Source organism: Streptomyces sp. NBC_00820 (assembly GCF_036347055.1).
Taxonomy (GTDB): Bacteria; Actinomycetota; Actinomycetes; order Streptomycetales; family Streptomycetaceae; genus Streptomyces.
This window is the reverse complement of sequence record NZ_CP108882.1, coordinates 4,382,501-4,404,402: the sequence shown is the minus strand read 5'-3', so window position 1 is coordinate 4,404,402 and position 21,902 is coordinate 4,382,501. Positions and strand designations below refer to the sequence as shown.

Genomic DNA, 21,902 nt, shown 5'->3' with positions numbered 1-21,902 from the left:
TTTGCTCAGTCCTTCTGCTGCCGCTTGGGCCGCCAGACGACCAGCGCGCTGGTCTGCTGGACCTCCTGGTACGGGACCAGGTCGCGGCGGTAGGAGGCGTGGACGGCGGCCTCGCGCTGCTGCATCGTGGCCGCCGCGCCGTCCAGGGCCGACTCCAGCTCCGCGACGCGGGACTGGAGCGCGGCGACCTGGTTCTCCAGTTCGATGATGCGCTTGATGCCCGCCAGGTTGATGCCCTCGTCCTGCGACAACTGCTGCACCTGGCGGAGCAGTTCGATGTCGCGGGCCGAGTAGCGCCGGCCCCGGCCGGCGGTGCGGTCGGGAGAGACCAGACCCAGCCGGTCGTACTGCCGCAGGGTCTGCGGGTGGAGACCGGAGAGCTGGGCCGCCACCGAGATGACGTAGACCGGGGTCTCCTCGGTCAGTTCGTACGGGTTGCGCCGACGACCGGGTGTGTCCATGGGCCTCTCAATCTCCCTTCGCGGCCTCGAACAGCTCCGCCCGCGGGTCCTCCTCCGCGGTCGCCTCGCGATACGCCTGCAACGCGTCACGAGCCTTCCCCGAGAGGTCCTTCGGGACACTCACCTCGACGGTGATCAGCAGATCACCGCGGCTGCCGTCCTTGCGGACCGCGCCCTTGCCCCGCGCCCGCATGGTGCGGCCGTTGGGCGTGCCCGGCGGCAGCTTCAGCGTGACGGCGGGACCGCCCAGGGTGGGCACCCGCACCTCGCCGCCGAGAGCCGCCTCGGGATACGTCACCGGCACGGTGACGGTGAGGTTGTCGCCCTTGCGCCCGAACACCGGGTGCTCGCCGACGTGCACGGTGACGTAGAGGTCACCCGCCGGTCCGCCCCGCTCGCCGGGGGCGCCCTTGCCGCGCAGCCGGATCCGCTGCCCGTCGGTGACGCCCGCCGGGATGCGGACCTGCATGGTCCGCGAGGACTTGGCGCGGCCGCTGCCGCTGCACTCCAGGCAGGGGTGCTCGGCGATCAGCCCGCGGCCCTTGCAGTCGGGGCACGGGTCGGTCAGCGAGAAGCCGCCGCCCGAGCCGCGGGCGACCTGCCCGGTGCCGACGCAGGTCGGGCACACACGCGGCGTGCCGTTCTTGTCGCCGGTGCCGGAACAGGCCTTGCAGGGCGCCTGCGAGGTCATCCGCAGCGGGACCGTCGCGCCTTCGATCGCCTCGGTGAAGCTGAGGGTGACCTCGGTGTCGACGTCCTGGCCGCGGCGCGGCTGGGTACGTGTCGTACCCCCCGCGCCGCCCCGGTTGAACAGGCCGCCGAAGACGTCACCGATGCCGCCGCCGAAACCGCCTCCGCTCTGCTGGGCATTGCCACCGAAGAGGTCGCCCAGGTCGAAGTTGAAGTTTCCGCCGCCCGCGCCCGGCCCGGGGCGGAAGCCGCCGTTGCCGAACAGGGCGCGAGCCTCGTCGTACTCCTTGCGCTTCTTGGCGTCACCGAGGACGTCGTTCGCCTCGGAGATCTCCTTGAAGCGCTCCTCGGCCTTGACGTTGCCCTTGTTGGCGTCCGGGTGGAACTCGCGGGCGAGCTTCCGGTACGCCTTCTTGATCTCGGCCTCGGTGGCGTCCTTGGGGACGCCGAGGACCTTGTAGAAGTCCTTCTCGATGAAGTCCTTGGTGCTCATCCCCGACGTCCCTCCTTCCTGTCCGCGGTGATTACGTCAGCCCTCCTCCGGGCCACCGTTCTCCTTTTCGTCGGCCTGCGCGGCCGCCGCGCTCTCCTCGCCCTCACCGGACTCGTCGCCCTTGACGGCCTGCGCGCCGGGCTGCGGCTCGGCGACGGCCACCCGCGCGGGGCGGATGGTGCGCTCACCGATGCGGTAACCGGGCTGCAGGATCGCGACGCACGTCGTCTCGGTGACGTCGGGCGCGTAGGAGTGCATCAGCGCCTCGTGGATCGTCGGGTCGAAGGGCTCGCCCTCCTTGCCGAACTGCTGCAGGCCCATCTTGGCCGCCACGGTCTCCAGCGACTCGGCCACCGACTTGAAGCCGCCGACCAGTTCGCCGTGTTCCCGCGCGCGGCCGATGTCGTCGAGCGTGGGCATGAGCTCGGTCAGGAGGTTCGCGATGGCGATCTCCTTGACCGCGATCCGGTCGCGCTCGACCCGTCGGCGGTAGTTCTGGTACTCGGCCTGGAGGCGCTGGAGGTCCGCCGTGCGCTCACCGAGCGCCGTACGCACCTGGTCCAGCTGGGCCACCAGGGCCGCGTCAGCTGTTCCGTCCCCGGCCGGGGCCGCTCCCTTGTCGGGAGCGGCCTTCGGCTCGGCGTCGTCGGGGGTCGCGCCGGAGGGGACGTCGGGCTTCTCCTCGAAGCCCGGGGTCTCCTCCGTCACGCGGCACCGTCCTTGCGCTCGTCGTCCACGATCTCGGCGTCGACGACGTCGTCGTCCTTGGCCTCACCGGCGTCGGCGGAGGCGCCGCCGGCGGCCTGGGCGCCCTGGGCGTCGGCGTACATGGCCTGGCCCAGCTTCTGCGAGACGGCGGCGACCTTCTCGGTGGCCGTACGGATCTCCGCGCTGTCCTCGCCCTTGAGCGTCTCCTTCAGCTCGGCGATCGCGGCCTCGACCTCGGTCTTGATCTCGCCCGGGACCTTGTCCTCGTTGTCCTTGAGGAACTTCTCGGTCTGGTAGACGAGCTGCTCGCCCTGGTTGCGGGTCTCGGCGGCCTCGCGGCGGCGGTGGTCCTCCTCCGCGTACTGCTCGGCCTCCTGGCGCATGCGGTCGACCTCGTCCTTCGGCAGCGAGGAGCCGCCGGTGACGGTCATCTTCTGCTCCTTGCCCGTGCCCAGGTCCTTGGCGGTCACGTGCATGATGCCGTTGGCGTCGATGTCGAAGGCGACCTCGATCTGCGGGACGCCACGCGGCGCCGGCGGCAGACCGGTCAGCTCGAACATGCCGAGCTTCTTGTTGTACGCCGCGATCTCGCGCTCGCCCTGGTAGACCTGGATCTGCACGGACGGCTGGTTGTCCTCGGCCGTCGTGAAGATCTCGGACCGCTTGGTCGGGATCGTGGTGTTGCGCTCGATGAGCTTGGTCATGATGCCGCCCTTGGTCTCGATACCGAGGGACAGCGGGGTGACGTCGAGGAGCAGGACGTCCTTGACCTCGCCCTTGAGGACACCGGCCTGCAGGGCGGCGCCGATGGCGACGACCTCGTCCGGGTTCACGCCCTTGTTGGCGTCCTTGCCGCCGGTCAGCTCCTTGACGAGCTCGGCCACGGCGGGCATACGGGTGGAGCCACCGACGAGGACGACGTGGTCGATCTCGCCGAGCTGGATGCCGGCGTCCTTGATGACGTTGTGGAACGGCGTCTTGCAGCGCTCCAGCAGGTCGGCGGTCAGCTGCTGGAACTGGGCGCGGGTGAGCTTCTCGTCCAGGTGCAGCGGGCCCTCGGCGGAGGCCGTGATGTAGGGCAGGTTGATCGAGGTCTCGGTGGACGAGGACAGCTCGATCTTGGCCTTCTCGGCGGCCTCACGGAGGCGCTGCAGGGCCATCTTGTCCTTGGCGAGGTCCACACCGTGGCCGGCCTTGAACTGCTGCACCAGGTAGTCGACGACACGCTGGTCCCAGTCGTCACCACCGAGGTGGTTGTCGCCGTTGGTGGCCTTCACCTCGACGACGCCGTCGCCGATCTCCAGGAGGGACACGTCGAAGGTGCCGCCACCGAGGTCGAAGACGAGGATGATCTGCTCGTCCTTGTCGAGGCCGTACGCCAGCGCGGCGGCGGTCGGCTCGTTGACGATGCGAAGGACGTTCAGACCCGCGATCTCGCCGGCCTCCTTCGTCGCCTGACGCTCGGAGTCGTTGAAGTAGGCCGGGACGGTGATGACCGCGTCGGTCACCTTCTCGCCCAGGTAGGCCTCGGCGTCCCGCTTCAGCTTCTGCAGAATGAACGCGGACATCTGCTGCGGGTTGAAGACCTTGCCGTCGAGCTCGATCTTCCAGTCCGTGCCCATGTGGCGCTTCACCGAGCGGATGGTCCGGTCCACGTTCGTGACCGCCTGGCGCTTGGCGACCTCGCCGACGAGCACCTCACCGTTCTTCGCGAAGGCGACGACGGACGGCGTGGTCCGGGCACCCTCGGCGTTGGTGATGACGGTGGGCTCGCCGCCTTCCAGAACGCTCACGACGGAGTTAGTCGTGCCCAGGTCGATGCCGACCGCACGTGCCATGGTTGATTCCTCCAGCTGACTTGAGTGGAACAGACTCAAGTGTGCACGAGTGGCCCCGCGTGGTCAACAGACATGAGTCATCGCGACTCAAGTCTTATCCGTTCCTTACACGCAACCGCCCGGTGACCTGCGTCGAAGCGGTTCCACGGTGCGCCTGGACAGGCCCCCGAAGGAGTACGGCCACGGCGGCCAGGCTCCCGCCCGCCACCCACAGCGCGGCCGACCCGCCGGTCCAGCCCGTGTGGACGAGCACCCCCACGAGCACCGCGGAGAAGGACCCGGCCCCCAGCAGCACCGCCGCGCCCGACGGGGTGAGGCCGAGCCGGCGCAGCCGGTGCGCGAGGTGGTCGGGCCCGCGCCGCAGCAGGGGCCGGCGCCCCGCCCGCCGCGCCAGGACTACGAGCAGGAAGTCCGCGACCGGGACGGCACCCAGACAGAACAGCACGCCCGCGGTCGGCACGAGCCGGTAGCCCGCGCGTGTGAAGACGGCGGACGAGGACAGCAGGAACCCGGTGAACAGCGCCCCGCAGGCCCCGAGTCCGACCCGCGCGGGATGCCAGTTGTGCATCAGGAAGCCGGTGAGGGCGGCGGCGAACACGCTGAGCAGCACGGCCAGGCCGTCCATCACCTCGACGGCGGCGCAGGCCGCCGCCCCGAACGCCGTGACCACTCCCACGGTCCCGGCGAGCCCGTCGGCGTGGTCGAGCCCCTGGAAGGCGACGGAGGCGAGGACGATCCACCCCACGGCCAGGATCCCGCCCCCGACGCCCGTCTCGCCGTACGGCACCACGCAGGCCGCCGCCACCGCCGTACCGGCGACGAGCACCCGCGCGCGCAGCCGCCACACGTCGGCGACCAGCCCCAGCGCGGCGACGCCGGCGCCGGCGGCGAGCAGCCGGCCGACGCCGTCCCCGAGCGGGGCGACGCCCGTCCACTGCCCCGCCCCCGCGACCAGGCAGGTCACGGACACGACGGCGAGTCCGCCGAGCAGCGGCAGGGGTCTCTGCCGCTGCCGGCGCCGGTCGACGACGCCCGCCCTGAGCGCGGGCACCCGCAGCAGCGCCGTGAGCACGGCGGCGAGGAGGAGAGCGGCGGCGGCCGCGGCGATCCCGTAGAGCACGGATCCAAGTTAGGCGCGAACGCGGCAATTCTGGATGAATAACACGATCTGATTGCCTGCCGGGTGTCCGGACGGGTGTCCGGCGGGCGGCGAACGGGCCGGCGGAGGCGTCCGCCAAGGCGGCGAAGGTGCCCCTCAGCGACCCAGATCACCCCGCGCCGTACTGCATCCCGACGGAGGATAGGGGTAGTCTCAGACGGACTGCATAAGTTACCGCTTAGTAATTTAGCTCAGCCCAAGTCAGCCAAGCTCGTCATCCAAAGGCCGCCTCAGGAGCCCCCATGCAACTCGCCGCGATCATCGTGTCGCTGGTCCTGACCGTGGTCGGCGTCGCGCTGCTAGCCCGTGCCGTCGGACAGTTCGTCCGGTACTTCAAACTGGGCCAGCCCGTACCCGCCGGCACCCGAACCGACAACCCCTACCAGCGCAGCGTGACGCTGGTACGGGAGTTCCTCGGCCACACCCGTATGAACCGGTGGGGCATCGTGGGCGTCGCCCACTGGTTCGTGGCCATCGGCTTCCTGACGCTGCCGCCGACCCTCGCCCAGGCCTTCGGCCAGCTCTTCCAGGCCGACTGGACACTGCCGCTCATCGGCGAATTCCTGCCGTTCGAGCTGTACATCGAGTTCATCGGCGTGATGACGACCCTGGGCATCCTCACGCTCATGGCCGTCCGGCTGCTGAGCCTGCCGTCGCGCCCGGGCCGCAAGTCCCGCTTCGCCGGCTCCAAGTCCGGCCAGGCGTACTTCGTCGAGTACGTCATCCTCACCATCGGCCTGGCGATCTACGCCCTGCGCGGCCTGGAAGGCGCCCTGCACCACGTGGACCACTACGAGGCCGCGTACTTCGCCTCGTACCCGCTGGTGCTCGCCTTCAAGGGCCTCGGCGTCCCCACGCTGCAGAACCTGGTGTACCTGACCGCGACGATCAAGATCGGGACGTCCTTCGTCTGGATGATCGTGGTCTCGCTCAACACCAACATGGGTGTGGCCTGGCACCGCTTCCTCGCGTTCCCGAACATCTGGTTCAAGCGCGAGGCCACCGGCGGGACCGCCCTCGGCGCGCTCCAGCCGATGACGTCCGGCGGCGAGCCGATCGACTTCACCGACCCCGGCGAGGACGACGTCTTCGGCGTCTCCCAGGTCGAGCAGTTCTCCTGGAAGGGCCTGCTGGACTTCTCCACCTGCACCGAGTGCGGCCGCTGCCAGTCGCAGTGCCCCGCCTGGAACACCGGCAAGCCGCTCTCCCCCAAGCTCCTCATCATGTCGCTGCGCGACCACGCGCACGCCAAGGCGCCCTACCTGCTCGCGGGCGGCGGCAAGAGCATGGAGGGCGAGGAGAAGGCGAGCGAGGAGCAGCTGGCCGGCGTGCCCGCCGCGGCCCTCGCCGAGGCCGAGCGCCCGCTCATCGGCACCGCCGAGGAGAACGGCGTCATCGACCCCGACGTCCTGTGGTCCTGCACCACCTGCGGCGCCTGCGTCGAGCAGTGCCCGGTCGACATCGAGCACATCGACCACATCGTCGACATGCGCCGCTACCAGGTGATGATCGAGAGCGCGTTCCCGTCCGAGGCGGGCACGATGCTCAAGAACCTGGAGAAGAAGGGCAACCCCTGGGGCCTGGCGAAGAAGCAGCGCCTGGAGTGGACCAAGGAGGTCGACTTCGAGGTCCCGGTCGTCGGCAAGGACATCGAGGACCTCTCCGAGGTCGAGTACCTCTACTGGGTCGGCTGCGCCGGCGCCCTGGAGGACCGCGCCAAGAAGACCACCAAGGCCTTCGCCGAGCTGCTCCACATCGCGGGCGTCAAGTTCGCGATCATGGGCGGCGACGAGAAGTGCACCGGTGACTCCGCCCGCCGCCTCGGCAACGAGCCCCTGTTCCAGGAGCTCGGCATGGAGAACGTCGCGTCGCTGAACATGGCGTTCGGCGAGGACGACGAGGACGAGAGCACCAAGAAGCCCAAGTCGGCGAAGAAGATCGTCGCCACCTGCCCGCACTGCCTCAACACGCTCGGCAACGAGTACCCGCAGCTCGGCGGCGACTACGAGGTCATCCACCACACCCAGCTGCTCCAGCACCTGGTCGACGAGGGCAAGCTGATCCCCGTCACCCCGGTCGAGGGCATCATCACCTACCACGACCCCTGCTACCTGGGCCGCCACAACAAGATCTACACGCCCCCGCGCGAGATCATCGGCAAGGTCCCGGGCCTCAGGAACGAGGAGATGCACCGCCACAAGGAGCGCGGCTTCTGCTGCGGCGCCGGCGGCGCCCGGATGTGGATGGAGGAGCGGATCGGCAAGCGCATCAACAACGAGCGCGTCGACGAAGCACTCTCCCTCAACCCGGACATCGTCTCCACCGCCTGCCCGTTCTGCCTCGTCATGCTGACCGACTCGGTCAACGGCAAGAAGAACGAGGGCAAGGCCAAGGAGTCCATCCAGGTCGTCGACGTCGCCCAGCTCCTGCTGGACTCCGTCAGGACCCCGGCCGACCCGGCCGAAGCGGAGGAGCCGGCGAGCGAGCCGGAGCCCGAGCCGGTGAAGTGACCCCCGGCCGCTGAAGAAGCCGACGGCGCCCCCCGACCCGCACGGGTCAGGGGGCGCCGTCGTCCGTCCGGGGCGCCTCGTCGTCCGTCAGGCGCTCTTGGGCTCCGCCTGCTGGACCACCTCGAAGGACCACAGCGTGGAGCCGGACGCGGCGGGCCTGGGCCGCTCCCCGCCCCCCTCGGTGCCCTGGTGCGCGGCCTTCATCGGCCCCTCCATCCATGCCTGGAACGACGCCTCGTCCCGCCAGCGGGTGTAGACGAGGTACTGGTCGGTGCCCTCGACCGGCCGCAGCAGCTCGAACCACTCGAACCCGTCCGAGTTCTCCACGGCGTGCGCGCGGTGCGCGAACCGCTGCTCCAGCACCTCCCGCTGCTCGGCGGGCACGGTCAGCACGTTGATCTTGACTACGCTCATGCCCCCATCCTGCCCCGCCCCACCGCTCCCGGCCGAAGCGGCACCCGCACCGCCGGAAACACGCCACCGGTTCGCCGGCCGTCGCCGGTCACCCCCGTCACGTCCCTCGCGCGCGTGGATCGCTCCCCGGCCCGCCGGCGCGGTCAGCGAGGCCGGCCGCGCGCCCCGCGTGCACGGCGTGCGCCGCGGCGCCCCTGCCTTCCGGACGGTGCCGTGCTGCCGGGCCGTCAGAGGGGCGTCCCAGGCTCGCAGTTCCGCCCGCTCACCCGACGCAGGTGCCCTTGTCGGCCTCGGCGCGCTGGATGTCCGCCGGAGCCTTCGTCGGGGCCGCCAGGGATATACCCGCCCCCTTGAAGTCCGCGCCGAGGGTCAGCGTCATGTTCGCGGTGGGGTCCGCGTCGGTGGTGCCCGGGTGGAGCGCCGAGGCGGACAGGCCCATCATGTCGGCCAGGGCGCGGGCCTGGTCGGCCTGGTTCGGGGCGTAGACCAGGGTGGTCTTCGGCGCCTGGGCCGGCGCGTTGCCGCCGTTGGTCGAGCGGGTTGCGCCCTTGTCGTTCTGCAGCCAGCCGACGGTCGCCTGGGCCGCGCCGGACGTGCCACTGCCGTTGAACACCTTGACGCGCACGTCGGCCGCGGCGGCCTTGGGGCCGTGCAGCTTGGCGTCGGTGGCCTGCTTCTTCTGCTTGGCCACCTCGGTGAGCGAGACGTCGTTCTTCAGCATCTCGAAGAGCGGCTGCGCCGTCGCCTCGTCGACGACGACCGTCGCGTGCTTCTCCCCCTCGGCCGGGTTGTCCTTGACCGGGAGCGTGGTGAAGGTGATGTGCTTGGCGTCGACCTTGATGAGGTCCTGCGCCAGGTCCGACAGCTTCTTCACGCTGCCGATGCCCGTGTCGACGGTGAGCGCCTTGGTGGCGGCGTTGGCGAGCTTGAAGAGCTTGCTCGGGTTGGTGATCGTGTTCTGGGACTTCATCTCACGGATCATCGAGCCGAGGAACTGCTGCTGGAGCTTGATCCGGTCCAGGTCGCTGCCGTTCCGCAGCGAGTGGCGGGTGCGGACGAACTTCAGCGCGTCCTCGCCCTGGACCCGGTGCGGCCCCGCGCTCAGGTGGAGGTGCGAGCCCGTACCGTCGGCCGCCGTGTCGTCGATGGAGTGAGTGAGGCAGATCGGCACACCGTTGACCGCGGCGGACAGCGTCTTCACGGCCTCGAAGTTGACCATCATGAAGTGATCGACCGTGAGCCCGGTCAGCTTCGTCACCGTGCGCATGGTGCAGCCGGGGTCACGGCCCTGCTGTCCCAGGCTGACGTTGAACTTCGGGCCGAACGAGCCCTGGGGGGCGCCCGGGACGACCTTGGTGGAGCCGTCCTTCTGCTTCGTCGGACAGTTCGGGATGCCGGTGACCAGGTCACGCGGGATGCTCATCGCCGTCGCGTTCGTGCGGTCCTTCGACACGTGGAACAGGATCGTGGTGTCGGCGTGCCCGACGCTGTTGGCGTCGCCGTACTTGGTGCCGAGGCCCTCGCGGCTGTCGGTGCCGATCACCAGGATGTTCATCGGGCCGTCGAAGGTGGCGTTCTTGTTGCCCACGTCACCGATGTCGACGGTGTTGATGTTGTTGTTGAAGTGCTCGTACAGCAGATAGCCGCCGCCGCTCGCGACCACCAGCACCAGGCCGACCGCCCCCGCCGTCCAGATCAGCGCCTTCTTGTTCTTGGACTTCTTCGGCCGGGCCTCGCGGCGGGCGACCCGCCCGCCGGGGGCGGTCTTGTCGCCGTCGTCCTCGGGAGACCTGCGCTGCCGCGGCGGCCGCTGCGTCTCCTGCTGCCTGCGGCGCTCACCGCGACCACCCTGGGCGGGCACGCTCTGTGACGGAGGGGTCTCCGGCTCCAGGCGCAACTGGTAGGTGCCAGTCTCCGGATCAAGGACCCACTGGTCCGCCGGGTCGATGTTCCTACGTCCTTGCGTGTCCACGGTTGTTCGGGCCCTCCCCCGTCGGTGCCACGTGGCGCCCACCGCCCGGGCGCTCGATCGCCGGTCTCCCGTTGCCTGTTGCGGGCCGGTCGACCCCCGGTCCGGTCCGGGTCCGGCCGGAGCGCTCACCCTAGCCGCCCGGTCCCGCGTCCAGTCATGCCCGTGCCAAATTCCCGCCGCTCCTCAACTGGACAAACCATCCGATCCCCGCTGACTGTCGGTCAGCCCTTTTATCGGGCTTTACCGCCGTCCCGGTCTGCGGCGATCCCCCGGTGCACAGGATCCGCCGGATGGACGGACGGGGAGGGGCCGTGGTTCCCGACGCCGTCGGAGCCCTCCGGCGGCTGCGGGGAACGGCCGCCGAGCGGGCGCCGCGCACCTCGTTCCGCGCCGGACGGCACCGCCCGGCTCCGGTCGGGGGATGTCACAGGTCGGCCGCAAAGCCGGGCCCGGACGCCCGGGTCCGGCACGTCACCGGCCGGGACCAGGTACGTTCGATGAGTGGCTGGATTCAGGATCGGAGGCGGGGGCCGGGACGACCGGGCTCCCCAGGGACAGCAGGCTCCGCAAGGACCGTCGTACGGACGCGGGCAGGGACACGGGCACGGGCCGGGACAGCCCGGCGGCCCGGCATACGGCTACCCGTCGGCGCCGCAGCCGTCGTACCCGCAGCAGTCCCGGCAGGGACAGGCGCACGGCTACCCGGGCCCCGCGGACGACGGACCGGAGTACTTCGGCGACGGCGGCTACCCGGGGCAGGGCCCCGGCGGCGCCCCGGACCCGTACGCGGCCGACAGCCCGGGCCACACCCAGGCGTTCTCGATCGACGAGGCCGCCGGGTACACCCAGGGCGCGACCTACCACGCCGGCGCGGCCGCGCCCGCCGGCCCGATCGGCCCGCCGCTGCACTGGAAGGAGCTACTGAAGGGAGTCGTCCTCTCCCCCGCCCAGACCTTCCTGCGCATGCGGGACTACACGATGTGGGCCCCGGCCCTGATCGTCACCTTCCTCTACGGCCTGCTCGCCGTCTTCGGCTTCGACGGCGCCCGCCAGGACGTGATCGGCGCGACGCTCTCCAACGCGATCCCGATCGTCCTGGTCACCGCCGTCACGATCGTGCTGAGCTCCTTCATCCTGGGCGTGGTCACCCACACCCTGGCCCGCCAGCTCGGCGGCGACGGCGCCTGGCAGCCCACGGTCGGCCTGTCCATGCTGATCATGTCCCTCACGGACGCCCCACGCCTCGTCGTCGCGATGTTCGCCGGCGGCGACGCCGGCTTCGTGCAGGTGCTCGGCTGGATCACCTGGATCGGCGCGGGAGCCCTGTTCACCCTGATGGTCTCCCGCTCCCACGACCTGCCCTGGCCGAAGGCGCTGGGCGCCTCGGCGATCCAGCTGGTCGCGCTGCTGTCGATCGTGAAGCTGGGCACGTTCTGACAGCCGCGCCCCGCGCATGAGGAAGGCCCCCGGCAGCTCGCCGGGGGCCTTCTTCACGCTGTAGCCCTTGTCACCTCAGGCACCTCTGGCGCCTCTGTCACCTCAGGCGTCGAGGACCTGCCCTGCGCGCTTCACCACGGGCGGCTCGACACTCCACGGGAAGTTGATCCACTCGTCGGTCCGCTTCCAGACGTACTCGCACTTCACGAGGGAGTGGGACTTCTCGTAGATCACCGCGGAGCGCACCTCGGCGACGTGGTCGAGGCAGAAGTCGTGCACGAGCTTCAGCGTCTTGCCCGTGTCGGCGACGTCGTCGGTGATGAGCACCTTCTTGTCGGAGAAGTCGATGGCGTTGGGGACGGGCGCGAGCATGACGGGCATCTCGAGGGTCGTCCCCACACCGGTGTAGAACTCGACGTTCACCAGGTGGATGTTCTTGCAGTCCAGCGCGTAGGCGAGGCCGCCGGCGACGAACACACCGCCACGGGCGATGCTCAGCACGATGTCGGGCTCGTAGCCGTCGTCGGCGATGGTCTGCGCCAGCTCGCGGATGGCGGTGCCGAAGCGCTCGTAGGTCAGGTTCTCCCGCACGTCACTCATGTCGTCGCCGCCCTCACACCTGGGTCCGATGGAAGTTCTGGAAGGACCGCGAGGCGGTCGGCCCGCGCTGCCCCTGGTACCGGGAGCCGTAGCGCTCGGTGCCGTAGGGGTACTCGGAGGGCGAGCTCAGCCGGAACATGCACAGCTGGCCGATCTTCATGCCCGGCCAGAGCTTGATCGGCAGGGTGGCGAGGTTGGACAGCTCCAGGGTCACGTGACCGCTGAACCCCGGGTCGATGAACCCGGCGGTGGAGTGGGTGACGAGCCCGAGCCGGCCGAGCGAGCTCTTGCCCTCCAGGCGGGAGGCGAGATCGTCGGGGAGCGAGATCACCTCGTACGTCGAGGCCAGCACGAACTCCCCGGGGTGGAGGATGAACGGCTCGTCGCCCTCGGGTTCCACCAGCCGTGTGAGATCCGCCTGCTCGACCGAGGGGTCGATGTGGGGGTACCGGTGGTTCTCGAACACCCGGAAGTAGCGGTCCAGCCGTACGTCGATGCTCGACGGCTGCACCATGGACTCTTCGTAGGGATCGATCCGTACACGCCCGGCATCGATCTCGGCCCGGATGTCCTTGTCTGAGAGAAGCACCCCCCGAGGATACGCAAGGCGCGCGGAGTCGTGACAATCGTGACGACTGCGCGCGCCTGTGAAACCCGTGCGTCTACGGCTTACGGCCGAACCATCGGCCTGGCGCCGCTACCGCTTCTGCAGGGCGACCGGCACCACACTGCGGAGCCGCGTACACCGCGGACACCTCAGAAGCCTGCCGGGGCCGAGCCGCTCGGCCTGCTGCATCGGGAACGAAGCGGTGCTGAAGACGTGCCCATCCGCGCAGCGGACGACGGTGCGTTCCATCAAGTCCCTTAAGTCCCTTCCCCAAGAACCTCGTCGGGCTTACTGCCCTGACGACAAAAGCCACATTACGGGATCAAGGAGACGACTCTCCAGGCGGCACTCCGAGCCGCCCGGACCCTCTCGCACGCCCCCACCGTACGCCCCAACTCGCCACCCCTGCACCGGGATCCAACCCCCTCAACGCACCCGGACCCCGCGGTCCGAGCACCGGGGGTCTGCGATGAGGTACAGTGAGCGAGCGTTCGGGATCACCCCTTCACGGGGCTCCGATCGTCTTACGCGGGTGTAGTTTAATGGTAGAACATCAGCTTCCCAAGCTGAGAGCGCGAGTTCGATTCTCGTCACCCGCTCCACGCGAAACCCCCAGGTCAGTGACCCGGGGGTTCTTTGTTGTCCGGCTCCTTCTCGGCGAACCAGGCGAGGTGCTGCCTCAGCTCCGCGTGAAGGAAGGCCGGAAGTACGACGACACGGGCGCCCGCGTCGAATTTGATCCGCAAAGCTGTTGTCGTGGCCGCTTCCGTCCACCGGGCGTCCCACGACACCTGCTTCGCCGCCGAGTTCGGAGTTCCGGCAGTGCTTTTCGACATCACCCGCGGCGAACTCGCCGACATCTTCGGCGAGGACCGGCTCGCGGTCCTGCCCGCCACCGCCTTCCCGCCCGCCGCCGCGGACACCGAGGGCGCGCGCCTGCTGCAGACCGTCGGCGTCCCCACCGGGACGCTCCGGCCGCGTGAGCCCGACGAGGACTCCGGTCGGCTGCCCCTCGTCCAGGACGTCGTCGACGTCGAGGACTTCGAGGACGCCTCGAAGGACGCGGGCCAATGGCCCGTCATCGGCTGGCTGCTCAACGCCCACCTCGCCCTCGACCCCGGTTCCGGCAAGGTGTACGCCTTCGACGCCGACGAGGAGACCGTGCGGGAGCTCCACACGGACGTCTCCTCCCTCGTCCAGGTCACCCTCCGGCTCCAGCGCCTGCTCGACGAGTTCACCTTCAGCGGTGACGACGGCGACGAGGAAGCCGGCTTCGAGCGCCTGGAGGGCGAGGTCGAGCGCATCCGTCAGGAGACGAGCAGCGTCGACCCGCTCCCCTTCCAGGACGACGAGACCGTCTGGTCGGTGGTCGGCGAGGAGATTGCCGCGGGCCGGCGCTTCAGGGGCGACAGCCCGGGAGCCCGCTCGCTCTACGGGTGATCGCCGGCCACTGCCGTCCACGCACCGCGCGCTCCGATGCGCCGCGGTTCAGATCAGTTCGGGTTGTGGTTGCGGTTGCCGTGCCGGTGCGGTGCCCGGTTCCCACAGTGCGGTGAGCCGTAGGTAGCCGTAGATCACCGAGGTCATGGCCAGCAGGAGGAGGGGTCCGAAGAGCCACGGATGCGTGGCCATTTCCAACGGCAGACAGCGATACGACACCAGGAGTGCCGTGAAGACCGTCGCGCCGTAGGCGGCCAGCTGGATGCCTGGTCGGTCCCAGCCGCGGTCGAACGAGCGCAGGGCGGTCTCGATCGTGAGCGTGAAGACCACGCCGGCGATGAGATCCACGCCGTAGTGATAGCCGAATCCCAGCGTTGCGCAGAGCGTGGCGATCAGCCAGAACGTGCCTGCCCAGCGCAGAGCCCGCGGGCCCTTCCGGGAATGGATGAAGATCGCGACAGCCCACGCCGTGTGCAGGCTGGGCATGCAGTTCCGTGGGGTGATCGCGTCGAACGGCATGTGGTGCGGGGTGCCGACCGGCGGCGGTGTCCGGGGCCACAGGTCGGCCACCGCCCAGTGCCAGCTGGGGTGGATGTCCGGCGGCCACAGGCGGATCGGCGCCCAGTGCGCGGTGCCGGTGCCGTAGGCGAAGACCGGTCCGACCACCGGGAAGATCATGTAGAACACCGGCCCGATGAGGCCGATCACCAGGAAAGTGCGCACCAGGTGGTGGCGCGGGAAGCGGCGTTCGGCCGCGACGCCCCGCAGTTGGTACAGCGCGACGACGACCGCGGCCACCGCGAGCTGGCCGTAGACGATGTCGAGGAAGTTGTAGCCGACGGGGCCGGTGGCCGTGACGATCCTGCCGGCCAGCCACGACGGGTTGCCCAGCGCGTGATCGGCGGTCGCCACGTACTGGTCCAGCACGGCCGGACGGGTCTTCGAGGTGATGAGCAGCCAGGTGTCACCGGCCTTGCGGCCGGCCATCAGCAGCAGTCCCAGCCCGACACCCTTCAGCAGCAGGACCCGTTCCGGGCCGGTGCGGCGGGTGACGGCGACGACCGCGCAGCCCAGCATCACCCACAGCGCCCCGTTGCCGAAGGGGTGGCCGTCGGTCACCTTGAAGTCGGTCGCCCACCGGACCGCCCAGAAGGTGACGTCGACACCTATCGCGGCACCCAAGGCGATGAACCGTTGCCGCCAGGTGAGCACCACCATCGTCAACGCCATGGCGGCGTACAGCAGGCCGCCCGACCTGGGAGGGAATATCAGCTCCCGCGCCTGGCTGGTGACAGGCCCCGGCAGGCCGTAGCGACGCGCGGTGAGTTCCAACGCCATGAGGAATCCGAGGCCCGCGACACCCGCCACGGCCCAGAGTCTCGCCCGCGGTCGACGCCACACGGAGAACGCGACTCTTCGGCCTATTCGCGAAAAGTCCTGCGGTGTTGTCTTTTTCAATTTTCGGCCGCTTTGTTCGATGTCGGTCGTGTCGCCCGTCGAAGCAGGGCGGAAGGTTCGCGGTCCGGATTCCGGCCCGGTGCGGGGCTTCCCCCTGGAAACCCCGCCGGTGATGACCCGTGGCCCCCACACCGGCGCAGGGCGCCACGACAGCCCGCGTGAAGGTGCTCTGCGGCCGGGACACCTCCCGCGCCACGATCGTCCCGGACGGCGACGTCAGGAGTTCGTTCGGCGGCCCGCGAAAAGCGCCAAGGGCCGGCTTGAGGACTCATGCTCTGAAGGCCCGCATCGAGGAGCGTCGACCCCGTGGCGCCCGCCGCCGGGGCAGGCCAGGTCGAGGAACGCGCCTGTGCGACGCCATCGCTTCGCCGGCGACTCCGACTCCGATGAAGCCCCCACAGCCCCGAGACACCCCACGCCCCCTCGATCCGCCCCTGCACGCCGCCGCGCCCTCGGTATGCCCTTCAGAGCGGACAACCACGGTCGGTCGGCGAAGCCACCAGACCCTCAGGCCGAGGGAAACACAGCAAATCTGCGCAGGTCAATAGGTATGGGGACGGCCAAGCGGCATCGGCTACCCAGCCGAGAGCGCGGGTTCGGTTCACCCGCTCCTCCCGAAGCCCCAGGTCAGCGACGTGGGGCTGGTGTTCCACCGAGGGCCGCCGCAACGGCCGTACGGCGAGGAGGGCCGGAGCGGCGTTTCACCACGGCAGGGGATCGGGACGGCGGTCCCACCACCGGCCGTACTCGGTCGCGGCGCCGTGCGGGCGGCCCAGCTCCTCGCGGAGCAGGGAACCGGTGTCGTCGACGGTGAGTCCGGCGAACAGGGCGTCCAGGGGCTCCAGAGCGTCCCGCAGCAAGGAGGCGACGTCCGGAGGGAGTTGTGCACCCACCCGCTCGAGTTCGTCCCGCGCCTTCAGTCGTACGAGGTACAGGTCGGGCGGGCACCAGCCGGAGGGTCCCGTTGTCGCTGTCCGCGCCTTTTGCGGTCCCCCCGTTCCGCGGTGCGTCGCGGGGCCGCGGGCGCGGGCCGTCCGCAAAGTGTGCCGGAGACCTCCCGTTCTACGGCACCCTGGAGAAGGTTCGGCCGACGTACCCGTAGATCGTGGACGAAGCGGTCACCCCACACCGGATATCTACCGCAGCGAGCACAGAAAGGTGTGCGGGGTTCTGCCAGCTTTACTGTCGGCGCCACCGAGAATTACGGAAAACACAAGGTCGCGCGCGGCAGCCTGTGCTACCTTGATAAGAGTTGCAGTTTTGGTCAACCAGAGACTTCGTGTACTCGTTCGGGCATCTCCGGAGGGGTGATCATCGCGGCGACTCCGGGCCCACAAGGTGTGGAGTCCGGGCACTGCCCCTAAGGAGATTCAATATGGCATCTGGCACCGTGAAGTGGTTCAACTCGGAAAAGGGCTTCGGCTTCATCGAGCAGGACGGTGGCGGCGCTGACGTGTTCGCCCACTACTCGAACATCGCCACCCAGGGCTTCCGTGAGCTTCAGGAAGGCCAGAAGGTCACCTTCGACGTCACCCAGGGCCAGAAGGGCCCGCAGGCCGAGAACATCGTTCCCGCCTGACGTCGACGCGTCGCACCCGGCCGGGGCCCGCACCCCTTGGGGTGCGGGCCTCGGCCCGTTGTGTTTCTCCGCTCTGCAGGCTTCGCCGCGCGGACCCCGGCCGCCTCTTCGGAACAGATCGCGGCGATACGCCGCATCGAATCAGTCCGCGTAACCAGCTCGCGGCTCCGATGCCGGCCTTTTTGTTTTTCTTCGGCCCATTTCTTGTGAATCCCGATACGGCTGTTCACGGCCGAGGGGAATTCCTCGATTCGTGCCGCATCGAGGAAGGTTCCACTTGGACCGCTTGGACCGCACTTCTCGCACGACCGACGGCTCGTCCCGGTCCCGGACAGGCGGACGCTCCGGCGGATCCGATGCGCGTTCCCGCTTCCGCTCCCCGGAGGCCGGACGACGCGGCGCCCCTTCCCGTACGGCCAAGGGCGGGCGTGGCACGTCCAGCGGCCGTCGCACCGCCCCGCGCGAGGACTTCGCTCTGCCGGTCACCGTCTCCCCCGCGCTGCCGGCGGTCGAGACGTTCGCCGAACTGCCCCTGCCTGACCGCCTGCTGACGGCGCTGCGCGCCGAGGGCGTCACCGTGCCGTTCCCCATCCAGGGGGCGACGCTGCCGAACTCCCTGGCCGGACGGGACGTTCTGGGCCGTGGCCGCACGGGTTCGGGCAAGACCCTCGCCTTCGGCCTCGCCCTGCTCGCCCGCACCGCGGGGCAGCGGGCCGAGCCCCGGCAGCCGCTGGCGCTCGTGCTCGTACCCACCCGGGAACTGGCCCAGCAGGTCACCGACGCCCTCACCCCCTACGCCCGCGCGCTGCGCCTGCGTCTCACCACGGTGGTGGGCGGCATGTCGATCGGCCGTCAGGCGAGCGCGCTGCGCGGTGGGTCCGAGGTCGTCGTCGCGACACCCGGCCGGCTCCGGGACCTCGTCGACCGCGGCGACTGCGACCTGAGCCGGGTCGCCATCACGGTCCTGGACGAGGCCGACCAGATGGCCGACATGGGCTTCATGCCGCAGGTGACCGCCCTGCTCGACCAGGTGCGTCCAGGCGGCCAGCGTCTGCTGTTCTCGGCGACCCTCGACCGCAACATCGACCTCCTGGTGCGCCGCTATCTGCACGACCCGGTGGTCCACTCGGTCGACCCGTCCGCCGCCTCCGTCACCACGATGGAGCATCACGTGCTGCACGTGGCCGACGACGACAAGCACGACACCACGACGGAGATCGCCGCTCGCGACGGGCGAGTGATCATGTTCCTGGACACCAAGCACGCGGTGGACCGACTGGTGAAGAAGCTGCTGTCCGTCGGCGTGCTCGCCTCGGGCCTGCACGGCGGCAAGTCCCAGTCGCAGCGCAACCGCACCCTCGCCCAGTTCAAGGACGGCCACGTCACGGCCCTGATCGCCACCAACGTCGCGGCCCGTGGCATTCACGTCGACGACCTCGACCTGGTCGTCAACGTCGACCCGCCCAGTGACCACAAGGACTACCTGCACCGCGGCGGACGTACCGCCCGCGCCGGCGAGTCCGGCACCGTGGTCACGCTGGTGCTTCCCCATCAGCGCGGCGCGATGACCCGCCTGATGAACGACGCCGGAATCACCCCGCAGAGCACCAGGGTCCGTCCCGGCGCTGCCGAGCTGAGCCGTATCACCGGCGCCCAGGCTCCCTCCGGCGTGCCCGTCACCGTGGCCGCGCCGGCCGTCGAGCGCCCCAAGCGCACGGGGTCCTCCACCCGCGGCGGCAGGGGCGGACGTCCCGCCCGGGGCCGCCGCTCCTCCTCCGGAACGGACCAGAGGACGAACCCGCGCGCGCAGGGGGCGCGTGGGGCGCAGGGCAACGATCAGAGGTCGAAGCCTTAGACCTGCCTGGCGGGCGGGACCGGACGCGCGTGCGTCCGGCTCGTCCGCCGACCCGAGTACGACCCCCGGAGGAGCGACGACACCGTCTGCCGCCCTCCCATGACGCACCCGCGGGGACGCGTGGAGCATCTCCACGAGTGCGGGTCCGCCGAGCTGCGGTCCCAACCGGACGTTCCATCTGCTGAGTACCCGAGCGGGCCGCGGTACACGCACGCCCGCGGGAACCAGGAACACCGTTCCCGCCAGGCCCCTCGCGCTTCTTCGCGCTTCTGCCCCGCGCTTCTTCGTCGGCGGCAGGTTCTCACTCCGCGCCGGCGCCGGCTCCTCCGCCTGCTCTGCGCAGTTTCCCGTTGGCCTGCAGAGCGTCCTCCAGCCTGTCCTCCAGGCTGATGATGCGGCAGGCCGCCTCGACCGGAGTGCCCTGGTCGACCAGTTCACGGGCACGGGCCGCGAGTCTCAGCTGATGACGCGAGTAACGGCGATGTCCACCCTCCGACCGCGTCGGGGTGATGAGCCGTACCTCTCCGAGGGCCCGGAGGAAACCGGGCGTGGCGCCGATCAGCTCGGCGGCGCGGCCCATGGTGTACGCCGGGAAGTGGTCGTCGTCGAGCCGGTCGGCGGGATCCGGCCGGTCTTCCTCGGGCATGTGCTCCTTCCCGCGGCCCGCGCAGGAGACGGCCCGCAACAGAGGGGAGGTCTTCCCCTGTCAGTCGAAAACTCTAGCCGCATCCCATCGGAACCTGCTGCGGCGGTAGGAGATGTGCCCACAGGCTCCGCCCCTGCGCTCCGCTACCATCCCGCAGTGTAAAAGCGTTCCGGTCCTGGAACGCAGAAAACCCCCGCATCTTTCGATGCGGGGGTTTTCTCAAAAATTGTTCGGCGGCGTCCTACTCTCCCACAGGGTCCCCCCTGCAGTACCATCGGCGCTATGAGGCTTAGCTTCCGGGTTCGGAATGTAACCGGGCGTTTCCCTCATGCTATGACCACCGAAACACTATGAAACTGTTGAACTGCCGCACCGCCTTTTACAGCGGGGCTGTTCGTGGTTTCAGAACCAACACAGTGAACGCGAGCAACTGAGGACAAGCCCTCGGCCTATTAGTACCAGTCACCTCCACCCGTTACCGGGCTTCCAGATCTGGCCTATCAACCCAGTCGTCTACTGGGAGCCTTACCCTCTCAAGGAGGTGGGAATACTCATCTCGAAGCAGGCTTCCCGCTTAGATGCTTTCAGCGGTTATCCCTCCCGAACGTAGCCAACCAGCCATGCCCTTGGCAGGACAACTGGCACACCAGAGGTTCGTCCGTCCCGGTCCTCTCGTACTAGGGACAGCCCTTCTCAATATTCCTACGCGCACAGCGGATAGGGACCGAACTGTCTCACGACGTTCTAAACCCAGCTCGCGTACCGCTTTAATGGGCGAACAGCCCAACCCTTGGGACCGACTCCAGCCCCAGGATGCGACGAGCCGACATCGAGGTGCCAAACCATCCCGTCGATATGGACTCTTGGGGAAGATCAGCCTGTTATCCCCGGGGTACCTTTTATCCGTTGAGCGACGGCGCTTCCACAAGCCACCGCCGGATCACTAGTCCCGACTTTCGTCCCTGCTCGACCCGTCGGTCTCACAGTCAAGCTCCCTTGTGCACTTACACTCAACACCTGATTACCAACCAGGCTGAGGGAACCTTTGGGCGCCTCCGTTACTCTTTAGGAGGCAACCGCCCCAGTTAAACTACCCATCAGACACTGTCCCTGATCCGGATCACGGACCTAGGTTAGACATCCAGCACGACCAGACTGGTATTTCAACGACGACTCCACACACACTGGCGTGCATGCTTCAAAGTCTCCCAGCTATCCTACACAAGCCGAACCGAACACCAATATCAAACTGTAGTAAAGGTCCCGGGGTCTTTCCGTCCTGCTGCGCGAAACGAGCATCTTTACTCGTAGTGCAATTTCACCGGGCCTATGGTTGAGACAGTCGAGAAGTCGTTACGCCATTCGTGCAGGTCGGAACTTACCCGACAAGGAATTTCGCTACCTTAGGATGGTTATAGTTACCACCGCCGTTTACTGGCGCTTAAGTTCTCAGCTTCGCACGCCCGAAAGCGCACTAACCGGTCCCCTTAACGTTCCAGCACCGGGCAGGCGTCAGTCCGTATACATCGCCTTACGGCTTCGCACGGACCTGTGTTTTTAGTAAACAGTCGCTTCTCGCTGGTCTCTGCGGCCACCCCCAGCTCATGGAGTAAATCCAATCACCGGTGATGGCCCCCTTCTCCCGAAGTTACGGGGGCATTTTGCCGAGTTCCTTAACCATAGTTCACCCGAACGCCTCGGTATTCTCTACCTGACTACCTGAGTCGGTTTAGGGTACGGGCCGCCATGAAACTCGCTAGAGGCTTTTCTCGACAGCATAGGATCATCCACTTCGCCACAATCGGCTCGGCATCAGGTCTCAGACTATGTGTGCGACGGATTTACCTATCGCACGTCCTACACCCTTACCCCGGGACTACCATCGCCCGGGATGGACTACCTTCCTGCGTCACCCCATCACTCACCTACTGCAGATCTGGTTCAGCGGCTCCACCACTTTCCTTTCCCCGAAGGGTCCGGAACGGCTTCACGGCCTTAGCATCGTCTGGTTCGATGTTTGACGCTTCACAGCGGG

The 21,902-nt window shown here is 68.8% G+C and carries 17 protein-coding genes, 1 tRNA gene and 2 rRNA genes (1 of these 20 cut by a window edge); 6 read left to right on the top strand and 14 right to left on the bottom strand.

All coding sequences use genetic code 11. From position 1 onward, the window contains the following. Window positions 1-5: 5 nt before the first annotated feature. The 5 genes from OIB37_RS19915 to OIB37_RS19895 all read right to left on the bottom strand — a co-directional run bounded on the left by OIB37_RS19915 (window position 6) and on the right by OIB37_RS19895 (window position 5,310). Window positions 6-461, bottom strand: coding sequence for a heat shock protein transcriptional repressor HspR (locus OIB37_RS19915; protein ID WP_330458957.1), 456 nt, complete (start codon window positions 459-461; stop codon window positions 6-8). A 7-nt stretch (window positions 462-468) separates the two neighbouring features. Continuing rightward, complete coding sequence (gene dnaJ, locus OIB37_RS19910) at window positions 469-1,644, bottom strand: molecular chaperone DnaJ (protein WP_330458956.1); 1,176 nt, start codon at window positions 1,642-1,644, stop codon at window positions 469-471. 36 nt (window positions 1,645-1,680) lie between these two features. Then, window positions 1,681-2,352, bottom strand: a complete 672-nt coding sequence (gene grpE / locus OIB37_RS19905) for a nucleotide exchange factor GrpE (protein ID WP_330458955.1) — start codon at window positions 2,350-2,352, stop codon at window positions 1,681-1,683. Continuing rightward, entirely contained in the window at window positions 2,349-4,190 is a 1,842-nt protein-coding gene (gene dnaK, locus OIB37_RS19900; protein ID WP_330458954.1) for a molecular chaperone DnaK, read from the bottom strand. Before dnaK ends, grpE begins: the two co-directional genes overlap by 4 nt. Before the next feature lie 94 nt (window positions 4,191-4,284). Then, window positions 4,285-5,310 (bottom strand): MraY family glycosyltransferase, encoded by a 1,026-nt coding sequence (locus tag OIB37_RS19895; protein ID WP_330458953.1) that lies wholly within the window; start codon window positions 5,308-5,310, stop codon window positions 4,285-4,287. A 281-nt stretch (window positions 5,311-5,591) separates the two neighbouring features. Here OIB37_RS19895 and OIB37_RS19890 point away from each other — a divergent pair, with 281 nt between their 5' ends. Then, window positions 5,592-7,859, top strand: coding sequence for a (Fe-S)-binding protein (locus OIB37_RS19890; RefSeq protein WP_330458952.1), 2,268 nt, complete (start codon window positions 5,592-5,594; stop codon window positions 7,857-7,859). 87 nt (window positions 7,860-7,946) lie between these two features. On the opposite strand, the gene OIB37_RS19885 is transcribed toward OIB37_RS19890, so the two are convergent. Both OIB37_RS19885 and OIB37_RS19880 read right to left on the bottom strand, forming a co-directional pair. Next, entirely contained in the window at window positions 7,947-8,273 is a 327-nt protein-coding gene (locus OIB37_RS19885; RefSeq protein ID WP_330458951.1) for an antibiotic biosynthesis monooxygenase family protein, read from the bottom strand. 262 nt (window positions 8,274-8,535) lie between these two features. After that, window positions 8,536-10,245, bottom strand: coding sequence for an LCP family protein (locus OIB37_RS19880; protein ID WP_330458950.1), 1,710 nt, complete (start codon window positions 10,243-10,245; stop codon window positions 8,536-8,538). A 501-nt stretch (window positions 10,246-10,746) separates the two neighbouring features. Between OIB37_RS19880 and OIB37_RS19875 the strand changes: the two genes are divergently transcribed. Then, window positions 10,747-11,682 (top strand): Yip1 family protein, encoded by a 936-nt coding sequence (locus tag OIB37_RS19875; RefSeq protein WP_330458949.1) that lies wholly within the window; start codon window positions 10,747-10,749, stop codon window positions 11,680-11,682. 102 nt (window positions 11,683-11,784) lie between these two features. Here the strand turns inward: OIB37_RS19875 and OIB37_RS19870 are convergent, their stop codons facing one another. Together OIB37_RS19870 and dcd are read right to left on the bottom strand one after the other, a co-directional pair. Beyond that, window positions 11,785-12,282 carry a phosphoribosyltransferase gene (locus OIB37_RS19870; RefSeq protein WP_330458948.1) on the bottom strand — a complete coding sequence of 166 codons (498 nt, stop codon included), beginning with the start codon at window positions 12,280-12,282 and terminating at the stop codon, window positions 11,785-11,787. A 13-nt stretch (window positions 12,283-12,295) separates the two neighbouring features. Then, window positions 12,296-12,871, bottom strand: a complete 576-nt coding sequence (dcd, locus tag OIB37_RS19865) for a dCTP deaminase (protein ID WP_330458947.1) — start codon at window positions 12,869-12,871, stop codon at window positions 12,296-12,298. A gap of 546 nt (window positions 12,872-13,417) precedes the next feature. Between dcd and OIB37_RS19860 the strand changes: the two genes are divergently transcribed. Together OIB37_RS19860 and OIB37_RS19855 are read left to right on the top strand one after the other, a co-directional pair. Then, window positions 13,418-13,491 (top strand) — tRNA-Gly (locus tag OIB37_RS19860). Between the two features lie 220 nt (window positions 13,492-13,711). Then, window positions 13,712-14,329: an SUKH-4 family immunity protein gene (locus tag OIB37_RS19855; protein WP_330461900.1), complete on the top strand. Its 618-nt coding sequence runs from the start codon at window positions 13,712-13,714 to the stop codon at window positions 14,327-14,329. Between the two features lie 48 nt (window positions 14,330-14,377). On the opposite strand, the gene OIB37_RS19850 is transcribed toward OIB37_RS19855, so the two are convergent. Both OIB37_RS19850 and OIB37_RS19845 read right to left on the bottom strand, forming a co-directional pair. Next, complete coding sequence (locus tag OIB37_RS19850) at window positions 14,378-15,697, bottom strand: phosphatase PAP2 family protein (RefSeq protein ID WP_330458946.1); 1,320 nt, start codon at window positions 15,695-15,697, stop codon at window positions 14,378-14,380. A gap of 791 nt (window positions 15,698-16,488) precedes the next feature. Continuing rightward, complete coding sequence (locus OIB37_RS19845; RefSeq protein WP_330458945.1) at window positions 16,489-16,680, bottom strand: hypothetical protein; 192 nt, start codon at window positions 16,678-16,680, stop codon at window positions 16,489-16,491. A gap of 482 nt (window positions 16,681-17,162) precedes the next feature. Here OIB37_RS19845 and OIB37_RS19840 point away from each other — a divergent pair, with 482 nt between their 5' ends. Both OIB37_RS19840 and OIB37_RS19835 read left to right on the top strand, forming a co-directional pair. Beyond that, window positions 17,163-17,366: a cold-shock protein gene (locus tag OIB37_RS19840; protein WP_222974187.1), complete on the top strand. Its 204-nt coding sequence runs from the start codon at window positions 17,163-17,165 to the stop codon at window positions 17,364-17,366. A 286-nt stretch (window positions 17,367-17,652) separates the two neighbouring features. Next, on the top strand, window positions 17,653-19,221 hold the full coding sequence (locus OIB37_RS19835; RefSeq protein ID WP_330458944.1) for a DEAD/DEAH box helicase: 1,569 nt from the start codon (window positions 17,653-17,655) through the stop codon (window positions 19,219-19,221). 301 nt (window positions 19,222-19,522) lie between these two features. Here OIB37_RS19835 and OIB37_RS19830 read toward each other — a convergent pair whose 3' ends face one another. From OIB37_RS19830 to OIB37_RS19820, 3 genes are all read right to left on the bottom strand, one after another. Continuing rightward, window positions 19,523-19,867: a MerR family transcriptional regulator gene (locus tag OIB37_RS19830; protein WP_330458943.1), complete on the bottom strand. Its 345-nt coding sequence runs from the start codon at window positions 19,865-19,867 to the stop codon at window positions 19,523-19,525. A gap of 228 nt (window positions 19,868-20,095) precedes the next feature. Beyond that, a 5S ribosomal RNA gene (gene rrf / locus OIB37_RS19825) occupies window positions 20,096-20,212 on the bottom strand. An 87-nt stretch (window positions 20,213-20,299) separates the two neighbouring features. Then, a 23S ribosomal RNA gene (locus OIB37_RS19820) occupies window positions 20,300-21,902 on the bottom strand (it continues 1,516 nt past the right edge of the window).